This window comes from Chlamydia sp. 04-14 (assembly GCF_036632095.1).
Lineage (GTDB): Bacteria > Chlamydiota > Chlamydiia > Chlamydiales > Chlamydiaceae > Chlamydia.
The window spans coordinates 144,096-160,634 of record NZ_JAPYKW010000002.1 but is presented as its reverse complement, the minus strand read 5'-3'; the positions used below and the strand labels follow the sequence as shown (position 1 = coordinate 160,634).

The window sequence follows — 16,539 nt, the reverse complement described above, 5'->3', positions numbered from 1 at the left end:
TGCGGCTCTTGGTTCAGGAAACTTAATGGATTCGAAAACTAGTCATCTAGATGATGAGCTAAGTTTTAAATTAGAGAAAGCGTTTACCTGTTTATCTACGGATATACATTCTCACGATCTTTCCAAGATTGTCAGTGAGTATAATCCCATAGATTTGGCTTATGCCGTTTCTTGCCTCCCTCCAGATTCTCGTGCGATTCTTTATAAAAATCTCTCTTGTATAGCATCTCGGGTGGCTTTTATTATTAACACAGATTCCGCTTCTCGATGGGCTATTTTTCGTAAGTTGACCGACATAGAAGTCTGTGCATTAATTGATCAGATGCCTCCAGACGAAGCTGTATGGGTATTAGATGATATTCCTGATCGACGCTATCGTAGAATATTGGAATTGATAGATTCTAAAAAATCATTAAAAATTCGTGATTTACAGAAACATGGACGTAATACTGCAGGAAGACTTATGACTAATGAGTTTTTCGCATTTTTGATGGAAACTACTGTTAAGGATGTTTCTGCATGTATTAGAAATAATCCCGGGATAGATTTAACTCGACTCGTTTTTGTTCTAGATTTTAAAGGAGAACTTCAGGGTGTTGTTACTGATAGAAGTTTGATAATTAATCCTCCTGAAATTTCTTTAAAGCAGATTATGAATCAGGTAGAACATAAGGTTTTGCCCGATGCGACTAGAGAAGAGGTTGTAGACTTAGTAGAACGTTATAAAATAGCTGCTTTACCTGTTGTTGATGAAGAGAATTTCTTAATAGGTGCTATTACTTACGAAGATGTTGTAGAGGCTATAGAAGATATCGCCGATGAAACCATAGCGCGTATGGCGGGGACTACGGAAGATGTGGGGTATCATAGCTGCCATGTTGTTCAGAGATTTTTACTTAGAGCACCTTGGTTATTAGTAACTCTTTGTGCAGGTTTAGTCAGTGCTTCGGTAATGGCATACTTTCAAAAAATCGCCCCTTCGTTATTAGCTCTAGTTATTTTCTTTATTCCTTTAATTAATGGGATGTCTGGAAATGTTGGTGTTCAGTGTAGTACGATTTTAGTCCGAAGTATGGCTACGGGGACTCTTTCTTTTGGACGCCGTAGAGAAACAATATTTAAAGAGATGAGCATTGGTTTATTAACAGGAGTTGCCTTGGGGATTCTTTGTGGTATTGTTGTTTATCTTATGGGATTTATAGGTATGAATCTTTTTTCTGGAGGAGGGTTACAATTAGGAGTCACTGTAGCGGCCGGAGTCTTAGGAGCATCGTTAACAGCTACAACTTTAGGAGTTCTTTCACCATTTTTCTTTGTAAAATTAGGAGTGGATCCTGCTTTAGCCTCGGGACCTATAGTTACCGCACTAAATGATATTATGTCGATGGTGATATTTTTCTTAATTACAGGATTTTTAAACTTTTTCTTTTTTAGTTAATAGTTCTTATCAAACTATTATTTGATTATTTAATTTTATAAAGGTCCTTATTTCTTCTATATTTCACTTACATTCTAAAAAAGATCCTCTAGATCTACCTTTAGATACTGATGGGTATAAGCGATGTGTTTCTAGAGATGTCATTATCATGGTCATCTTTTTTTCTATCATCGTTGTTCTTGCTATTGTAGGTGCAGTACTTGTTGGATCTAATGTTCTCACATCTTTCATGGCAGTACTTTGCTTTTCTGGTATTGCTACATCAGTGTGTTTGATAGGTCTGGTTCTAATTTTCATTTTAAATGCAGAGAAGAGAATTTTTCCAAAAATTACTCTTCCTGATGAGATGGAATTTTCTAAGGAGGAACAAACCTTTCTACAAACATTGCTAAAATTATCTATTCCTGAGCAGATTAAAGAGACGGAAATTCCGACGTTATCAGAGGGCGTTCCTGAGCATGTATTTATTAGTGGAACATTTTACCGAGAGAATCCTGCGTATAGAAACAATATTTCTACACGAGTAGAAAGTCTAGGAACGTCTCTAATGAGTTTTGCTAATACCTTTACTAAAGCTGTTGTACATTGTGGTAAAGAATCAGGAAACTTAATTCAAGGGATAGTTAAGGAAATCAAAGACCTGTTTATTCCTTCAATACGTTCTAGGGAAAAAGAAACTTCGCTTTGCTATTGTTTGCAAATTTGGAGTGAGCTTTTAATGCAGCACTCTTTTGTAGACTTTATTGTTCTTGTTCTTGAAAAACCTGAAATTAATCGTTTCTTAATTGGCAATTTCATAGAAATTGCTGAATCTTGGCGTGTCAATCACGGAGATCCTGCCTATATTTGTAGAGCTTTGCAATCATTTAATCTTTGGCTTTACGGTTTATATATGGGTGAGCCGTGTATAGATATTCTAGAATCTTATAATCCTGATCTTCTTACCGAAGATGTTCGAGCTTATTTAGAAAGTGGAAATTTTGTTCAGCTAATTTTCTCAAGAGCAGACCCCGATTTACGTGATAAATTTGCTGAGTTTTTGGAAGGATCTATCCACGCTTTAGCGGCTACAGAATGTCATAAAATTCGTCGTGGCATGAACTCTGATGGGTATATACAAAATGATCCTTCGTTACGTTCTGTTATCGATAATTTAAACTTAAGAATGACTTTTTGCTTGAATTTACCCCCATGTTCTTCTTGGAAATTTAGATTTGCTTTAGCGAGAAATTTAAATGGAATTTTCCATTTAAACGATTTTATTAGAGATAATTATTATGGTTTAGTTGCTAACCCCTTTCTTCTTATAGAACTCCTTCATAGCCATTCTAAATATCAGAGTTTTATTCAAGGATTGCTCGCAAAAGCCATGCCTATAAGTTATTGGAAGTCTTTATTTAAGCCGATGATTGTAGGTTTATTCAGTGCGGGAATAGCTAATAAAAGAGAGCTAGAGGTAATGGCAAACCACCTGGGAGTAAATATAGAAGATTTAACGGGTGTAATTTCCTCAGGACGTTTCTTAGAAGTTTTATTTTCCAACTTATTCGAAGAATAGCTATTTAAATTCGATGTTTTGTTCCTGAGCGCTTCCTTTGGGAGATAAGATAAGGAAATGATACGAAAAAGCAGTTCTTTAAAAACCTTTAAGGAACTGCTTCCATGGTTTTATGAAACCTATTTGATTAGTTTCTTATGAGCATAGTAAATACCAAAAGGTATCATGCAGTTTATAGAGAAGGCTAATAGTAAAAAGGCAGAATAACCTATTTTACCAGCTCCCGACAACTGCGTAACCTCTTGAGGAGGTAAAAAGCTAATCCATAAGGCAAATAAACAGGAAAGTATTCCTAGGAATGAAAGTAGACAAATACCAAAAAATTTCCCAGGAACTGAATACAAACGTTGTGCTTTTGGTTCTTTAATACGAAGAACAGGGCCTGCGATGAATAAACAAATATACATAGCTAAATACATTTGTATGCTTAATGCGCTAAGAATCCAATAGGCTAAGTCTGCTGAATCTAAACATAAAAAGATTAAAGTAAATAAGGTAACTACGATTGCTTGAAATAGCATAAGGTTTGTAGGAACATTCCTTGAATTTACTTTTTTAAACATCTTAGGAAGACAGTCGTTTTGTGTAGATACGAATAGTCCTTTAGTTCCTGCGAACATCCACGCATTCAGTTCTCCCAAGGATCCGGCAATTGTCATAACGACAACAATACTGGTCATCCAAGAAAGATTATATTTATCAAAGAACAGGGAGAATGCTTTAACAAGACCTGAAACTAGGCTAATTTCTTCTTTAGGGATAACGATAGCTATAGAAAGTGATCCTAAAACTAAGATAGCTAATGTAGCAATTGCTCCAATAAATACTGCTCTAGGGTAGTTCTTTCTAGGATTTACCATGTCTGAGGCTAGGTTGGCATTGGCCTCTAATCCGCAAAGAGCTAAAAGCATGCCAGCAAGCAATACAAAGGATGACATACCATTAATTTCAGGGAGTAGGTCACCCCAAGAAAGAGAAATAGCTATCGGGTTTCCGGAAACGATCCAAAAAATAGCCAAAGTAACTAGAATTGCTCCTGGAATTAAAGTTCCTATAATAACACAAACCGAGCTGAAAAGAGCCGAGGTGCTAATTCCGAAGAAATTAAAAAAAGTCAGTCCCCAAAAACCAGCAAGGATAACTGTTGCTAAATAGACTTTATTATGAGCCAGGGCTGGATTCATTTTATACACAAGAGTACTTGCAATGAAGGCAAGCATCGCGGGATACCAGGTCATATTATGGAACCATTGCATCCATATAGAAAAGAATCCCCACCATTTTCCCAAGGCATCACGAGTCCAGATATAGATTCCTTGAGGTTTAAAAGATGCTAGTTCGGCTGAAATAAGCGCGTAGGGGATCATAAAACAGCCCACGGCAAGAGCATAGAAGAAAAGCGTTGATAAGCCGTGTTTTGCTGTTAGGGGCAAGTTCCTTAAACTAATTACTACTGCTAGGGATAACATTCCAACAGTAAACGTGCCCAGGGGTTTTGAGGGTTTTGAATGGGTATGCATAAGAGCCTTCTTTAGATTACGCTATTGTAATACTCGGGTCTAAGTAAATATCTTGAATCAAATTTAATAATTGTACGCCTTCAGCAAGAGGTCTTTGGAAAGCTTTTCTTCCCAAAATTAGCCCCATACCTCCAGCTCTTTTGTTAATCACAGCAGTTTTCGCCGCCTCTGCAAAATCATCTTTTCCTGAGGGGCCTCCGGAATTAATAAGACCTACCTTACCACAGTAGCTATTCAGCACCTGATAACGACAAAGGTCAATTGGATGATCCGAAGAGAGTTCGGAATATACTCTATCATCTGTTTTACTAAATTTGATAGCTTTAAAACCACCATGGCATGTGGGTAACTTTTGTTTGACGATATCTGCACCTAAAGTTGCTCCCAAATGATCTGCCTGACCAGTTAGGTCCGCAGCTGTATGATAATCTACACCATTAACAATAAAATTAGGATTTCGCAAATAACACCACAATACTGTAGCCAACCCTAATTCCCTAGCTCTTGCGAAAGCTCGAGAAACTGCAACAATCTCTTCAGAAGATGTTTCGGAACCAAAATAAATGGTTGCTCCGACAGCAACTGCTCCCATGTTATAAGCACTTTCTACCTGACTAAAGAAAATCTGATGATACGTTGTTGGGTAAGATAGAAGCTCGTTATGGTTCAGCTTCAACATAAAGGGGATTTTATGAGCATATTTTCTTGAAAGTAAGCTCAAAACCCCGTAAGAGGAGGCTACAGCAGAGCACCCACCTTCAATAGCTAATCGAATGATATTTTCTGGATCAAAATAAATAGGGTTCGGAGAAAAGGATGCCCCGGCTGTATGTTCCACTCCCTGATCCACTGGAAGAATCGAAAGATATCCGGTATTTGCTAGTCTCCCATGAGAAAACATAGACTGTAAAGATCTTAATACAAGATTGCTTCTATCAGAGTAAGAGAAAACTTTATCAATAAAGTCGGGGGAGGGGAGGGTAAGATTTTCTTTAGGAATATGTTTGCATTCATATTTCAACAAATTTTCCGCATCATTGCCTAGCAAATCATATATCTTCGACATACAGTTTAGACTCCTTAAGTGGTAACAATGGTCAGTTTGTGGGTAATCAATAAGATTTGTCAAGAATCTTTATAAAGTAATGATTAAAAAAGAAAAAACTATACTTTTTAAAATCTTCAAACATTTAAAATAGAATAGCGATTCATTTGTTTTAGAGTGAAAATTAATGTCACAACCCACAATCAATCCAAATTCCCACGCAGATAATCATACCGAACCACCCTCTATTACTCCCAAGCAGAAAGATACTGCATGTAAAATAAGACAATTACAAATCATTAGCTTGATTTCGGCAGTAGCTGCCGCTGTTTTGTTGCTAACGATTCTTATTCTTCAATTGATTCCGGGAGCTCATGTTGCCTTCAGTATAATATTGGGACTAGCTCTTGTTGTTGCGACGGCAATATCTTTAATATTTTTTGCTTCCTATTTTCTTAAAATTAGGAAGGTGCTTTTCGAGCTCTCCCAAGCCTCCACAGAACTTCGAGAAGCTTTCGCTAATTTTTCTCTGGATTTGATACGAAATATAGAACCACAAAGAATTACACGACCTCCAAGATATGGTTTGAGAGCTCGACCTAGGGGTCCTAGATTAGTTTCGACTCAAGTCTCTTCACCAACACCGGGACTAATACCCACACCAGCTTCTACCCCAGTTCCTGGACCGACTCCTCCTCCAGCTTTAACGCCTACACCACAAGTTTCTACAACGCCTCCTCAAGAGCAAGAACCACCAGAAACTCCCATGCTAACTCCTGGAGAAGGACCTTTATTGCCTCCAGAAGTTCCAAGTCAAGTTGACGAAGGAGCAGGTCCAGGTATTGTTCCTGAGCCCGTTGCCGGACCATCAGAGGAGATGGACGTAGATGCCCTATTTCAAAGCAATTTATTGCGATTACTTGATCTTGCTGAGGGGGGAGGCTCATATCCCAGTATAGATAAGCATCCGCAATATAAAAAAAATCATCAAAATGCTTGTAAATTGTTTTCTAATTTTTGCAAAGGAGTTGCGAGATTTTGGGATAAAGTAAGATTAAAACAGATACCCGCAACTAATGGAGAGCTGCTCTCCATGTTTGTTCCACCAATTTTTGGTAGAGACAACCATCCGATATTATCCATTACTTGTAACGGAGAAGACGTATTTTCTAGTGAGATTTATGGTGCCTTTTGGTTGCACGATGCCTTAAAAGATCCTAAACAATCCGAAACACTATTTGATATTATTCGGGTGTTGAAGAAATCGAACCAGTCAATAGAGGATGTTCGGGATAAACAGACCGCTTACACGGCATCCCTAATCAGCCTAAATGTATTGTTGTCTGGTTGGTGTCTATGTAATCAGAGCCTCGCTGCGAATATTGTGGGTTCCGTACAGTCGTTAGGAAGATCTCAAGAAGATGAAATGATGATTTTTGAGATGTTGAACTCTGGGAATATTCTCGGAGCTCTTGTGTTTATACACGGAGATAGAAATCCGAATATGAAAGCGATTATGCGTATAAATGATTTAGATTCACAAGGTAGACCTTTACCAGATCCGCAAAATGCTATCGATATACTCTATGAAAATATTGATCCTTATAGTGTGCGTGCCATCACAGTAGTGGGGGATTTGGCAGGAGAAGATCTAGAACGAGATAACAATCTTATCAGAGAATCCCAACGTATTTTTGAGAGGTTGGGTGAAAGCTTGCCGGTGACTGCAACGGGATTAGGTTATGACATATGGAATGGTGGTAATGAAGATCTAAATGCAAGATATGATGAAACAAAGCAATTTTTATCTGAGCATCCCCCCACATCTACATCTATGATATTTTCATTCCTGCGGGCTGTTCGTGGTGCACCAAAATTACAGTCACGTATAGAAAAATATCTCCCTTATTCAGGTAAGAAAGCCGCAGGTTTTCTTCTCTCAACATTAATATTGGGTGGGTACTTCCTAGGGTTATTTACCTACCGCCAAATTGACGGGCTATGCGAGGCTATAGGAATTTCTGAACGAGATTTAATGCGACTCATTCTGTCTAGAAAAATAGCGGGAGCGATTCTTCCTAAGCTTTTATAATAAGAATAAAATTTAGTTTTATTCGGTTTCATAAATAGGGGTTTTCATAATTTAATCCCTATTCACTTTTTATATTTCAAGCATTAAACTTGACTTTAAAACACAGGCCTCGTGTTAATAGCGCGGGCGTGATTTTTAAAAAATTCAGGTTTATTTTGTGTTTGAGAAAGACTCTCCTATCATTTCTGTAAAAAATTTAAATAAAGAAATAGGGAATCATCGTATTTTAAACGATATTTCTTTCTCTGTTTATCCGGGTGAAATTTTTGGAATCATTGGACATAGTGGTTCTGGGAAAAGTACACTGTTGCGTTGTTTAGATCTCCTTATTTCACCAACTTCGGGATCTATCTCTATTGCGGGATTCCATAATCTTAATTCAAACAAAGAAATTTCTCGTTTAGCCTTTGCTAAGCGTGTTGCTTATATTTCTCAAAGCTGGGGACTGTTTTTGGCAAAAACGGTATTCGAAAATATAGCTTATCCTTTGAAAATTCGTTATCCCGATATGACAAAATCTCTAATTGAAGAGAAAATAGACGATGCTTTGCATTTCTTAAATCTTTATGAAAGGAAACATGCGTATCCTAGTAGATTAAGTGGGGGACAGAAACAAAAGGTCGCTATCGCCATAGCGATTGTATCTGATCCGATTGTTTTGCTTTGCGATGAAATTACCTCGGCATTAGATCCAAGATCAACAGAAGATATTACTGATAAATTACTGCAATTAAATGAGGAAAGAGGGATTACTCAAGTTTTTGTTTCTCATGAAATTGAAGTGGTTAAAAAACTCTGTTGTCAAACTCTAGTTATGCATCAAGGTGCTATTGAAGAATTAGGTCCTACGGAGAAGCTTTTTTTAAATCCTCGCAGCTCGATTACCGAAGAGCTTTTTCACATGAATTCGATTGCTAAAGGAATTTACGATCATAGAGAGAATGAGGAAATTTTAAGATTGGGTTTTCCGAAAGGTTTAGCAGTTCAGAGCATGATCAGTCAGATAATTCAAAATGGAGAAATTTCTATCAATATCCTTTCTGGAGATATCAATCTCTTCCGTAAGGTCCCCTTAGGCTTCCTTATAGTGGCTTTATCTGGAAATAAAGAACAAAGAGAACGAGCAAAGGAGACTCTTGTAGAGAAGGGCGTTATTATACAACAATTCCACAAATCAAGATAGTGAGGATGGAGTATGCAAGTAGATATGATCTATCTGTTGATTAAAGAAACAGGAAGCACTCTATATATGGTGGCTGCGTCTTTCTTCTTCTCATCAATTTTAGGTGGGCTTTTAGGATTGGGACTTTTTGTAACAGCTCCTTATGGATTAAAACCAATGAAGAGTATCTATTCAGGAACTTCCATTGTATTGAGTTTCCTTACAGCCATTCCCTTTGCTATTTTAATTGTTATCCTATTCCCAGTAACGCGATGGATAGTGGGGACATCTTTAGGAGCAACAGCCTCCATAGTTCCTTTAACTTTGGGCGCTTTACCTCTAGTGGCTTCTTTCGTATCCGATGCATTACGTACAGGAGCATTGACATGTATTGAGCCGTCTATTGCTTTAGGAATACCTAAAATGAAAATAGTAAAAGATATTCTTTTCCCAGAAATCTTTCCACAGCTGATCTTTTCGTTAAAATCATTAATTGTGCACCTGATTGCCTGTTCTACTTTTGCTGGATTTGTTGGAGGTGGAGGATTAGGACAGATTTTATTGCAATATGGTTATTATCGTTTTGATTTTTCCATAACTTTATCTGTGTTGGTTATTACTTTATTTTTTATTGAAGGCATCCGGATTTTAGGAGATACTTGGGGCCGACGCATACTAAAACGTCGGGGGATTTTATGAAAAAAATAAAAACACTAGCGTTAATTGCCTTGCTAGCCTGTTTAACCGGATGTAGTAAAAATTCTGAAGAGATTTTACGCATTGCTGCAAGTCCTACACCACACGCTGAGCTTCTCTACAGCTTGCAAAAAGAAGCAAAATCCTTGGGATTATATCTCAAAATACTTCCTGTGGATGATTATCGTGTGCCCAATCGTTTGCTTTTAGATAAGCAAATAGAGGCTAATTACTTTCAGCATGAAGATTTTTTAAAGGATGAATGCTCACGTTATCAATGTGAAGGAAAGCTTGTTGTTTTAGCTAAAGTACACTTAGAACCTATGGGGTTATATTCTAATAAAATTCACTCTATTGAAGAGCTTAAAAACAAAAAGCAATTACGGATAGCTGTTCCTGTAGATAGAACAAATGAACAACGTGCTCTGGATTTATTGCGAGATTGTGGTTTGATTGCTTATAACAAAGTTTCTCATCTAGATGTTACTGCGAAAGATGTTTGTAGTTGTGGAGATAGAAAAGTTGTTATTATAGAGATCGCAGCACCGTTATTAGCATCTTCGTTACCTGATGTAGATGCAGCTGTAATCCCTGGAAATTTTGCTATTGCTGCAGGATTTTATCCTCATAAAAATAGTCTTTGCCTAGAAGATGTGCATACATCTAAATATACTAATGTTGTTGTTGTGCGTGCTGAAGATGTAAATGATTCGCGAATGCAAAAACTACGTCAATTATTTGAGAGTGATTCTGTCAAAGACTTCTTTGATGCTAAATACAAAGAAAGTTTTTTACTCCAATAATAAATCTAGCCCACACGTTAAAGTGGGCTGAATCAATTCATGGGTTTCTGAATAAAAATATACATTTTCAGACAGTGATTTTCCTTGAGGGATTTTTTCTTATAACCTATTCTTTCTCCTGATTATTAGAGATTTGCAAAGAAATAAGGGAGAGTCTATGTCGGGTTTTATAAATTTAGGTCCTAAAACTCCTTTAGGTTCTCCTTTTGAAACCTCTTTATTTCCAGACAACGCAGGAATAAATCTTTTGGGCTCAATTCCTATAGTCGGAATATTTGTTGGTGTAAAACGTATTGCTGCAATTTCGAAATATAGTGCGACTTTTGGATCTGATACTGGAGTTAGTCGAGTTATTATTGAGGACCTGGGCAATGGAAATTACTGTACACAAAGTATAACCTCTTATACGCGAGGCCACTATTTCAGAGGGATTGCAGAAATTTTAGGTTTGGGGATTGTTCTGACAATTTTGGAATGTGTCGCTAGCATCTTTCAGTTTCTTATTTTGCTTGCACTCGTTTTGATCGCACTTCTTGCATTTATCGTTATTACCCCCATTACTTTTGCATGTTCCGTAGTTTTAGACCTATTGCCCAGAAAAGAGATCGTTAACAAAGATGCATTCAAAGAAATGAGTGAGAGCGATTACGCAGAGAGAGTGAAAGATAAGAAGGGTGATTGGGTCGAAGAAAAAGTCAGCGCGGTTTCAATCTTTAAGAAAATTATAAATGAAAAAGTTTTCCCTTCTTAAATATTCTATTCGATTGTTGTTTAATTTTTATCAAGAACAGGACATGAATAAGCCATGTTGTTGTCTAGAAAAGATCGCCAAAAGGAACGTTTAAAGCTGTATTGACTTTTTTCGTGTTGCTGGATATAAGGCATTCTTTTAATGCAACGTATGATTAGACATTTATGTTGTATTTCTTTTAGGTGTTTTATGTTTCCTTTCTTTAAAAATCGAGAGTTGCACAAAACGAAAACTTCTAAAAAAACAGCTTCTACAATTAAGCATGCAAAGCATTACTTAAACGGGTATTTAAAGAAAATAGAGCACATTGTTGCCGCCAACCCTAAAGAAGTGATAGAAGCATGGAATGAAATGTTGGGAACCAAGTATAATGGAATGTTCCAAGCTTTAGGATTTAAGGATCATATTCTATTAGTAAAGATTTACAATTCTTCTTTATACGCTTCACTAAAGCAAACGCATCAAAGCAGTTTAATCGCTCGCTTGCACCAAGTAGTTCCTCACGCTAAGATCAAGGAAATACAGTTTTTGTTAGGATAATGTATGGACGCAAAAGAAAAAAGTTACGACGCCTCAGCTATTACCGTTTTAGAAGGGCTTCAAGCCGTTCGTGAGCGTCCTGGGATGTATATTGGAGATACTGGGATTACAGGACTTCATCATTTGGTGTATGAAGTTGTAGATAACAGTATCGACGAGGCCATGGCAGGCTATTGTTCTGAAATCTATGTGAGGATTTTGGAGGATGGTGGTATTACTATATCCGATAATGGTCGAGGTATTCCAATACAGATTCACGAAAAAGAATCTAAAAAACAAGGTAGGGATGTTTCTGCTTTAGAAGTTGTTCTGACAGTGCTTCACGCTGGAGGGAAATTTGATAAAGATAGCTACAAGGTCTCCGGAGGATTGCATGGTGTCGGAGTGTCTTGCGTTAATGCTTTGGCAGAAAAGCTCGTGGCAACGGTTTATAAAGATAAGCAAGCTTATCAAATGGAGTTTTCTAGAGGGATTCCTGTAACAGCTTTGCAAACTTTAGGAGCTACGGAAAAGCAAGGGACAGAAATCACTTTCTATCCTGATAATAAGATCTTTTCTTCTTGTGTTTTCGATCGCTCTATTCTTATTAAAAGGCTAAGAGAACTCGCATTCTTAAATCGAGGCATAACTATCGTTTTCGAAGATGATCGTGATGTTAGTTTTGACAAGGTGGTCTTTTTCTATGAAGGAGGAATTCAATCTTTTGTTAGCTATTTAAACCAAAATAAAGAGAGCCTTTTCTCTGAGCCTATTTATATTTCAGGGATACGGGCAGGGGATGATGGCGACATTGAATTTGAAGCAGCTCTTCAATGGAATTCTGGATATTCTGAATTAATTTATTCTTATGCGAATAATATTCCTACCCGTCAAGGGGGGACGCATCTTACGGGATTTTCTACGGCATTAACTCGTGTACTTAATGCTTATATTAAAGCTCATAATCTAGCTAAAAATGATAAGCTATCTTTAACAGGAGAAGATATCCGCGAAGGACTCACTGCGGTAGTTTCTGTTAAAGTTCCCAATCCTCAATTTGAAGGTCAGACTAAACAAAAATTAGGAAATAGTGATGTAGGCTCCGTATCACAACAGATCACAGGAGAAACATTAGCGACATTTTTTGATGAGAATCCTCAAATTGCGAAGATGATTGTAGAGAAGGTTTTCATTGCAGCTCAAGCTAGAGAAGCTGCGAAGAAAGCTCGAGAGCTAACATTAAGGAAGAGTGCTTTGGATAGTGCACGACTTCCAGGAAAACTTATCGATTGCTTAGAAAAGGATCCTGAAAAATGTGAGATGTACATTGTAGAAGGAGATTCTGCCGGAGGTTCAGCTAAGCAAGGTAGGGATCGTCGTTTCCAAGCTATCCTTCCTATTCGAGGTAAGATCTTAAACGTAGAGAAAGCTCGTTTACAAAAAATTTTCCAAAACCAAGAGATTGGAACAATCATAGCGGCTTTAGGTTGTGGTATTGGTTCGGACAATTTCAATTTAAGTAAGTTGCGTTATCGACGCATAATCATCATGACAGATGCTGATGTTGACGGTTCTCACATTCGCACACTGCTGTTAACATTTTTCTACCGTCATATGACGGCATTAATTGAAAATGAATGCGTTTATATAGCCCAGCCTCCTTTATATAAAGTAAGTAAGAGAAAAGATTTCCGTTATATCCTTTCAGAAAAGGAAATGGATGACTATCTCTTAACATTAGGAGTTGGAGATAGTAAACTTGCTTTCAAAAATGGGGATCGTGAAATAAGCGGAGAGGCATTAGATAACTTTGTAAAGCTTATTTTAAACGTAGAAAACTTTATAGTTGCTTTAGAGAAAAAAGCGGTACCCTTCTCTGAATTTTTAGAGATGAGAAAAGAAACTTCAGGATATCCTCTATACTATTGTCCTCCGAAGAGTGGAAAGCAAGGGGGACGCTATTTCCATTCTACTGAAGAGAAGGATCAAGAGATTCTAAATTCTGAAGATCCCGATTCCGTAAAGGTTATTGAATTATATAAAACAGCTGTTTTCGCAGAGATTCAAGAAGAGCTTCGCGATTATGGTTTAGATATTCGTCATTATCTTAATCCAAAAGATTCTGAAATGGTGATTACAAATGAAGATTCAAAAACCCTTCCGTACACTTGCTATACTTTAAAAGAAGTTATTGATCATCTTAAAGCCCTTGGAAGAAAGGGAATAGAAATCCAACGCTATAAAGGTCTTGGAGAGATGAATGCAGATCAGCTTTGGGATACGACTATGAATCCTGAACAAAGAACTTTAGTGCGTGTATCATTGAAAGATGCTGTAGAGGCAGATCATATCTTTACCATGCTTATGGGAGAAGAGGTGCCTCCGAGAAGAGAATTTATCGAAAATCACGCTCTATCAGTTAAGATGAACAATTTAGATATTTAGGAGACAGTTATCACTATGTTTAACAAAGAAGAAATCATTGTCCCTAAAAACCTAGAAGAAGAAATGAAGGAAAGTTACCTTCGTTATTCTATGTCGGTCATCATTTCCCGAGCACTTCCTGATGTTCGTGATGGTTTAAAACCATCACAGAGACGCATTCTTTATGCGATGAAACAATTAAATCTTACTCCCGGAGCCAAACATCGTAAATGTGCTAAGATTTGCGGTGACACCTCTGGAGACTACCATCCTCATGGTGAAAGTGTTATTTATCCTACATTAGTCCGCATGGCTCAAAATTGGGCAATGCGTTACCCATTGGTAGACGGTCAAGGGAACTTTGGTTCTATTGACGGTGACCCTGCCGCTGCTATGCGTTATACAGAGGCTCGTCTAACGCATAGTGCAATTTTCCTAATGGAAGATTTGGATAAAGATACCGTAGATATGGTGTCTAACTACGATGAAACGAAACACGAGCCTGTTGTTTTTCCTTCAAAATTTCCTAACCTTCTTTGTAATGGTTCTTCAGGTATTGCTGTTGGTATGGCAACAAATATCCCTCCACATAATCTTGGAGAGTTAATTGAGGCCACATTACTCGTATTGAGCAATCCTAATGCTTCTATTGAAGAAATCTTGGAAGTTATGCCTGGTCCTGATTTCCCAACAGGAGGATTAATTTGTGGTGGTGAGGGTATTCGCTCTACCTACCATACAGGAAGAGGTAAGATAAAAGTTCGTGCACGTCTTCATGTAGAAGAGAATGCAGATAAGCATCGCGAGAATATTATTCTTACCGAGATGCCTTATAACGTAAATAAGTCTAGATTAATCGAACAAATTGCGGATCTTGTCAATGATAAGACGTTGGCAGGAATTTCAGATGTTCGGGATGAATCAGATAAAGATGGTATCCGAGTTGTCCTTGAGCTAAAGAAAGGGGAATCTTCGGAAATTGTTATCAATCGTCTCTATAAGTTTACTGATATTCAAGTAACTTTTGGCGCAAATATGCTAGCCTTGGATAAAAATCTTCCAAGGACTATGAATATTCATAGAATGATTTCTGCATGGATACGTCATCGTACAGAAGTTATCCGTAGAAGAACACGCTATGAATTAAATAAAGCTGAAGCCCGCGCGCATATTCTTGAAGGTTTCTTAAAAGCTCTTTCTTGCTTAGACGATGTTGTTCGGACAATTCGCAATAGTGATAGTAAGGAACATGCTAAACATCAGCTGATTGAGAATTTTGGATTTACCGAGTATCAATCTGTAGCTATTCTTGAGTTGCGTTTGTACCAACTTACAGGATTAGAAGCTGAGAAAATTCAGAAAGAATACGATGAATTGCTGAATAAAATTGCCTATTATAAACGTGTTCTTGCTGACGAAGGTCTAGTCAAAGATATCATTAGAAATGAGCTGCAAGATATTCAGAGAGTTCATAAAACTCCTCGTAGAACTACGATAGAATTTGATGCTGATGATATTCGTGATATTGAAGATATCATCACTAATGAACCTGTAATCATTACCATATCAGGTGATGATTACGTAAAAAGAATGCCTATAAAAGTCTTTAGAGAGCAGAAACGCGGTGGTCACGGAGTTTCTGGATTCGATATGAAGAAAGGTTCGGATTTCTTAAAAGCGGTTTATTCAGCATCCACAAAAGACTATCTATTAATCTTTACTAATTTTGGCCAATGTTACTGGCTGAAAGTATGGCAATTACCCGAAGGTGAAAGACGGGCTAAGGGTAAGCCAATTATTAATTTCCTTGAAGGTATCCGTCCTGGAGAACAGCTGGCAGCAGTTCTTAATGTTAAGAACTTTGAAAATGCTGGATTCTTATTCCTGGCAACGAAGCACGGTGTTGTTAAGAAGGTAGCTCTTGATGCCTTCAGCAATCCTAGAAAGAAAGGTATTCGTGCTTTAGAAATAGATGATGGAGATGAACTCATCGCTGCTGCGCATATTACCAGTGAAGAAGAAAAGGTCATGCTCTTTACTAGATTAGGTATGGCGGTACGTTTCCCTCATGATAAAGTACGCCCTATGGGAAGAACGGCACGCGGTGTACGTGGTGTTTCATTGAAAAATGAAAATGATCGCGTAGTTGCTTGTCAAATTGTTAGAGATGATCAATCTGTTCTTGTTGTTTGCGATAACGGTTTCGGAAAACGTTCTCAAGTAGGAGACTTCCGAGAAACTAACCGCGGTGGTGTTGGAGTACGCTCTATTCTTATTAACGAGAGAAACGGAGATGTTCTTGGAGCTATTTCTGTTACAGATCACGACAGTATCCTACTGATGTCAGCACAAGGACAAGCTATCCGTATTAATATGCAAGATGTACGTGTTATGGGAAGATCTACTCAAGGTGTACGCTTAGTTCATGTTAAAGATGGCGATATCCTAGTTGCTATGGAAAAACTCTCTTTCAATGAAGATGAAACTTTATCAGATATTGAAGAAGAGACTACCTCGCCACAAGTGTAAAG

Annotated in this window: 12 protein-coding genes; 10 read left to right on the top strand and 2 right to left on the bottom strand. The window is 37.6% G+C overall.

The window, feature by feature from the left end; translation table 11 throughout:
* The first annotated feature begins 25 nt into the window (after nt 1-25).
* Nucleotides 26-1,438: a magnesium transporter gene (mgtE, locus tag O6937_RS03295; protein ID WP_117274764.1), complete on the top strand. Its 1,413-nt coding sequence runs from the start codon at nt 26-28 to the stop codon at nt 1,436-1,438.
* A gap of 148 nt (nt 1,439-1,586) precedes the next feature.
* Complete coding sequence (locus tag O6937_RS03290) at nt 1,587-2,996, top strand: CT214 family putative inclusion membrane protein (protein WP_332390242.1); 1,410 nt, start codon at nt 1,587-1,589, stop codon at nt 2,994-2,996.
* Between the two features lie 119 nt (nt 2,997-3,115).
* On the opposite strand, the gene O6937_RS03285 is transcribed toward O6937_RS03290, so the two are convergent.
* The gene (locus tag O6937_RS03285) at nt 3,116-4,516 is read right to left on the bottom strand and encodes an amino acid permease (protein ID WP_332390241.1); all 1,401 of its coding nucleotides are present in this window, start codon (nt 4,514-4,516) and stop codon (nt 3,116-3,118) included.
* Between the two features lie 16 nt (nt 4,517-4,532).
* On the bottom strand, nt 4,533-5,582 hold the full coding sequence (locus O6937_RS03280) for a class I fructose-bisphosphate aldolase (protein WP_332390240.1): 1,050 nt from the start codon (nt 5,580-5,582) through the stop codon (nt 4,533-4,535).
* A 166-nt stretch (nt 5,583-5,748) separates the two neighbouring features.
* Between O6937_RS03280 and O6937_RS03275 the strand changes: the two genes are divergently transcribed.
* From O6937_RS03275 to gyrA, 8 genes are all read left to right on the top strand, one after another.
* Entirely contained in the window at nt 5,749-7,653 is a 1,905-nt protein-coding gene (locus tag O6937_RS03275; RefSeq protein ID WP_332390239.1) for a CT214 family putative inclusion membrane protein, read from the top strand.
* Nucleotides 7,654-7,810: 157 nt separating this feature from the next.
* Complete coding sequence (locus tag O6937_RS03270) at nt 7,811-8,836, top strand: methionine ABC transporter ATP-binding protein (protein ID WP_332390238.1); 1,026 nt, start codon at nt 7,811-7,813, stop codon at nt 8,834-8,836.
* Between the two features lie 12 nt (nt 8,837-8,848).
* Nucleotides 8,849-9,514 (top strand): ABC transporter permease subunit, encoded by a 666-nt coding sequence (locus O6937_RS03265; RefSeq protein ID WP_332390237.1) that lies wholly within the window; start codon nt 8,849-8,851, stop codon nt 9,512-9,514.
* Entirely contained in the window at nt 9,511-10,314 is an 804-nt protein-coding gene (locus O6937_RS03260) for a MetQ/NlpA family ABC transporter substrate-binding protein (protein ID WP_332390236.1), read from the top strand. Before O6937_RS03265 ends, O6937_RS03260 begins: the two co-directional genes overlap by 4 nt.
* A gap of 157 nt (nt 10,315-10,471) precedes the next feature.
* Nucleotides 10,472-11,065 (top strand): hypothetical protein, encoded by a 594-nt coding sequence (locus O6937_RS03255; protein WP_332390235.1) that lies wholly within the window; start codon nt 10,472-10,474, stop codon nt 11,063-11,065.
* Between the two features lie 189 nt (nt 11,066-11,254).
* Nucleotides 11,255-11,605, top strand: a complete 351-nt coding sequence (locus O6937_RS03250) for a DciA family protein (protein ID WP_213240915.1) — start codon at nt 11,255-11,257, stop codon at nt 11,603-11,605.
* A gap of 3 nt (nt 11,606-11,608) precedes the next feature.
* Nucleotides 11,609-14,029, top strand: coding sequence for a DNA topoisomerase (ATP-hydrolyzing) subunit B (gyrB, locus tag O6937_RS03245; RefSeq protein WP_332390234.1), 2,421 nt, complete (start codon nt 11,609-11,611; stop codon nt 14,027-14,029).
* 15 nt (nt 14,030-14,044) lie between these two features.
* Nucleotides 14,045-16,537 carry a DNA topoisomerase (ATP-hydrolyzing) subunit A gene (gene gyrA / locus O6937_RS03240; RefSeq protein WP_332390233.1) on the top strand — a complete coding sequence of 831 codons (2,493 nt, stop codon included), beginning with the start codon at nt 14,045-14,047 and terminating at the stop codon, nt 16,535-16,537.
* Nucleotides 16,538-16,539 lie beyond the last annotated feature (2 nt).

What these genes read in the sequence shown, in the direction of transcription:
- mgtE (WP_117274764.1), top strand. Translation starts at nt 26, where the DNA reads ATGGATTCGAAAACTAGTCATCTAGATGATGAGCTAAGTTTTAAATTA.
- O6937_RS03290 (WP_332390242.1), top strand. Translation starts at nt 1,587, where the DNA reads ATGGTCATCTTTTTTTCTATCATCGTTGTTCTTGCTATTGTAGGTGCA.
- O6937_RS03285 (WP_332390241.1), bottom strand. Translation starts at nt 4,516, where the DNA reads ATGCATACCCATTCAAAACCCTCAAAACCCCTGGGCACGTTTACTGTT.
- O6937_RS03280 (WP_332390240.1), bottom strand. Translation starts at nt 5,582, where the DNA reads ATGTCGAAGATATATGATTTGCTAGGCAATGATGCGGAAAATTTGTTG.
- O6937_RS03275 (WP_332390239.1), top strand. Translation starts at nt 5,749, where the DNA reads ATGTCACAACCCACAATCAATCCAAATTCCCACGCAGATAATCATACC.
- O6937_RS03265 (WP_332390237.1), top strand. Translation starts at nt 8,849, where the DNA reads ATGCAAGTAGATATGATCTATCTGTTGATTAAAGAAACAGGAAGCACT.
- O6937_RS03260 (WP_332390236.1), top strand. Translation starts at nt 9,511, where the DNA reads ATGAAAAAAATAAAAACACTAGCGTTAATTGCCTTGCTAGCCTGTTTA.
- O6937_RS03255 (WP_332390235.1), top strand. Translation starts at nt 10,472, where the DNA reads ATGTCGGGTTTTATAAATTTAGGTCCTAAAACTCCTTTAGGTTCTCCT.
- O6937_RS03250 (WP_213240915.1), top strand. Translation starts at nt 11,255, where the DNA reads ATGTTTCCTTTCTTTAAAAATCGAGAGTTGCACAAAACGAAAACTTCT.
- gyrB (WP_332390234.1), top strand. Translation starts at nt 11,609, where the DNA reads ATGGACGCAAAAGAAAAAAGTTACGACGCCTCAGCTATTACCGTTTTA.
- gyrA (WP_332390233.1), top strand. Translation starts at nt 14,045, where the DNA reads ATGTTTAACAAAGAAGAAATCATTGTCCCTAAAAACCTAGAAGAAGAA.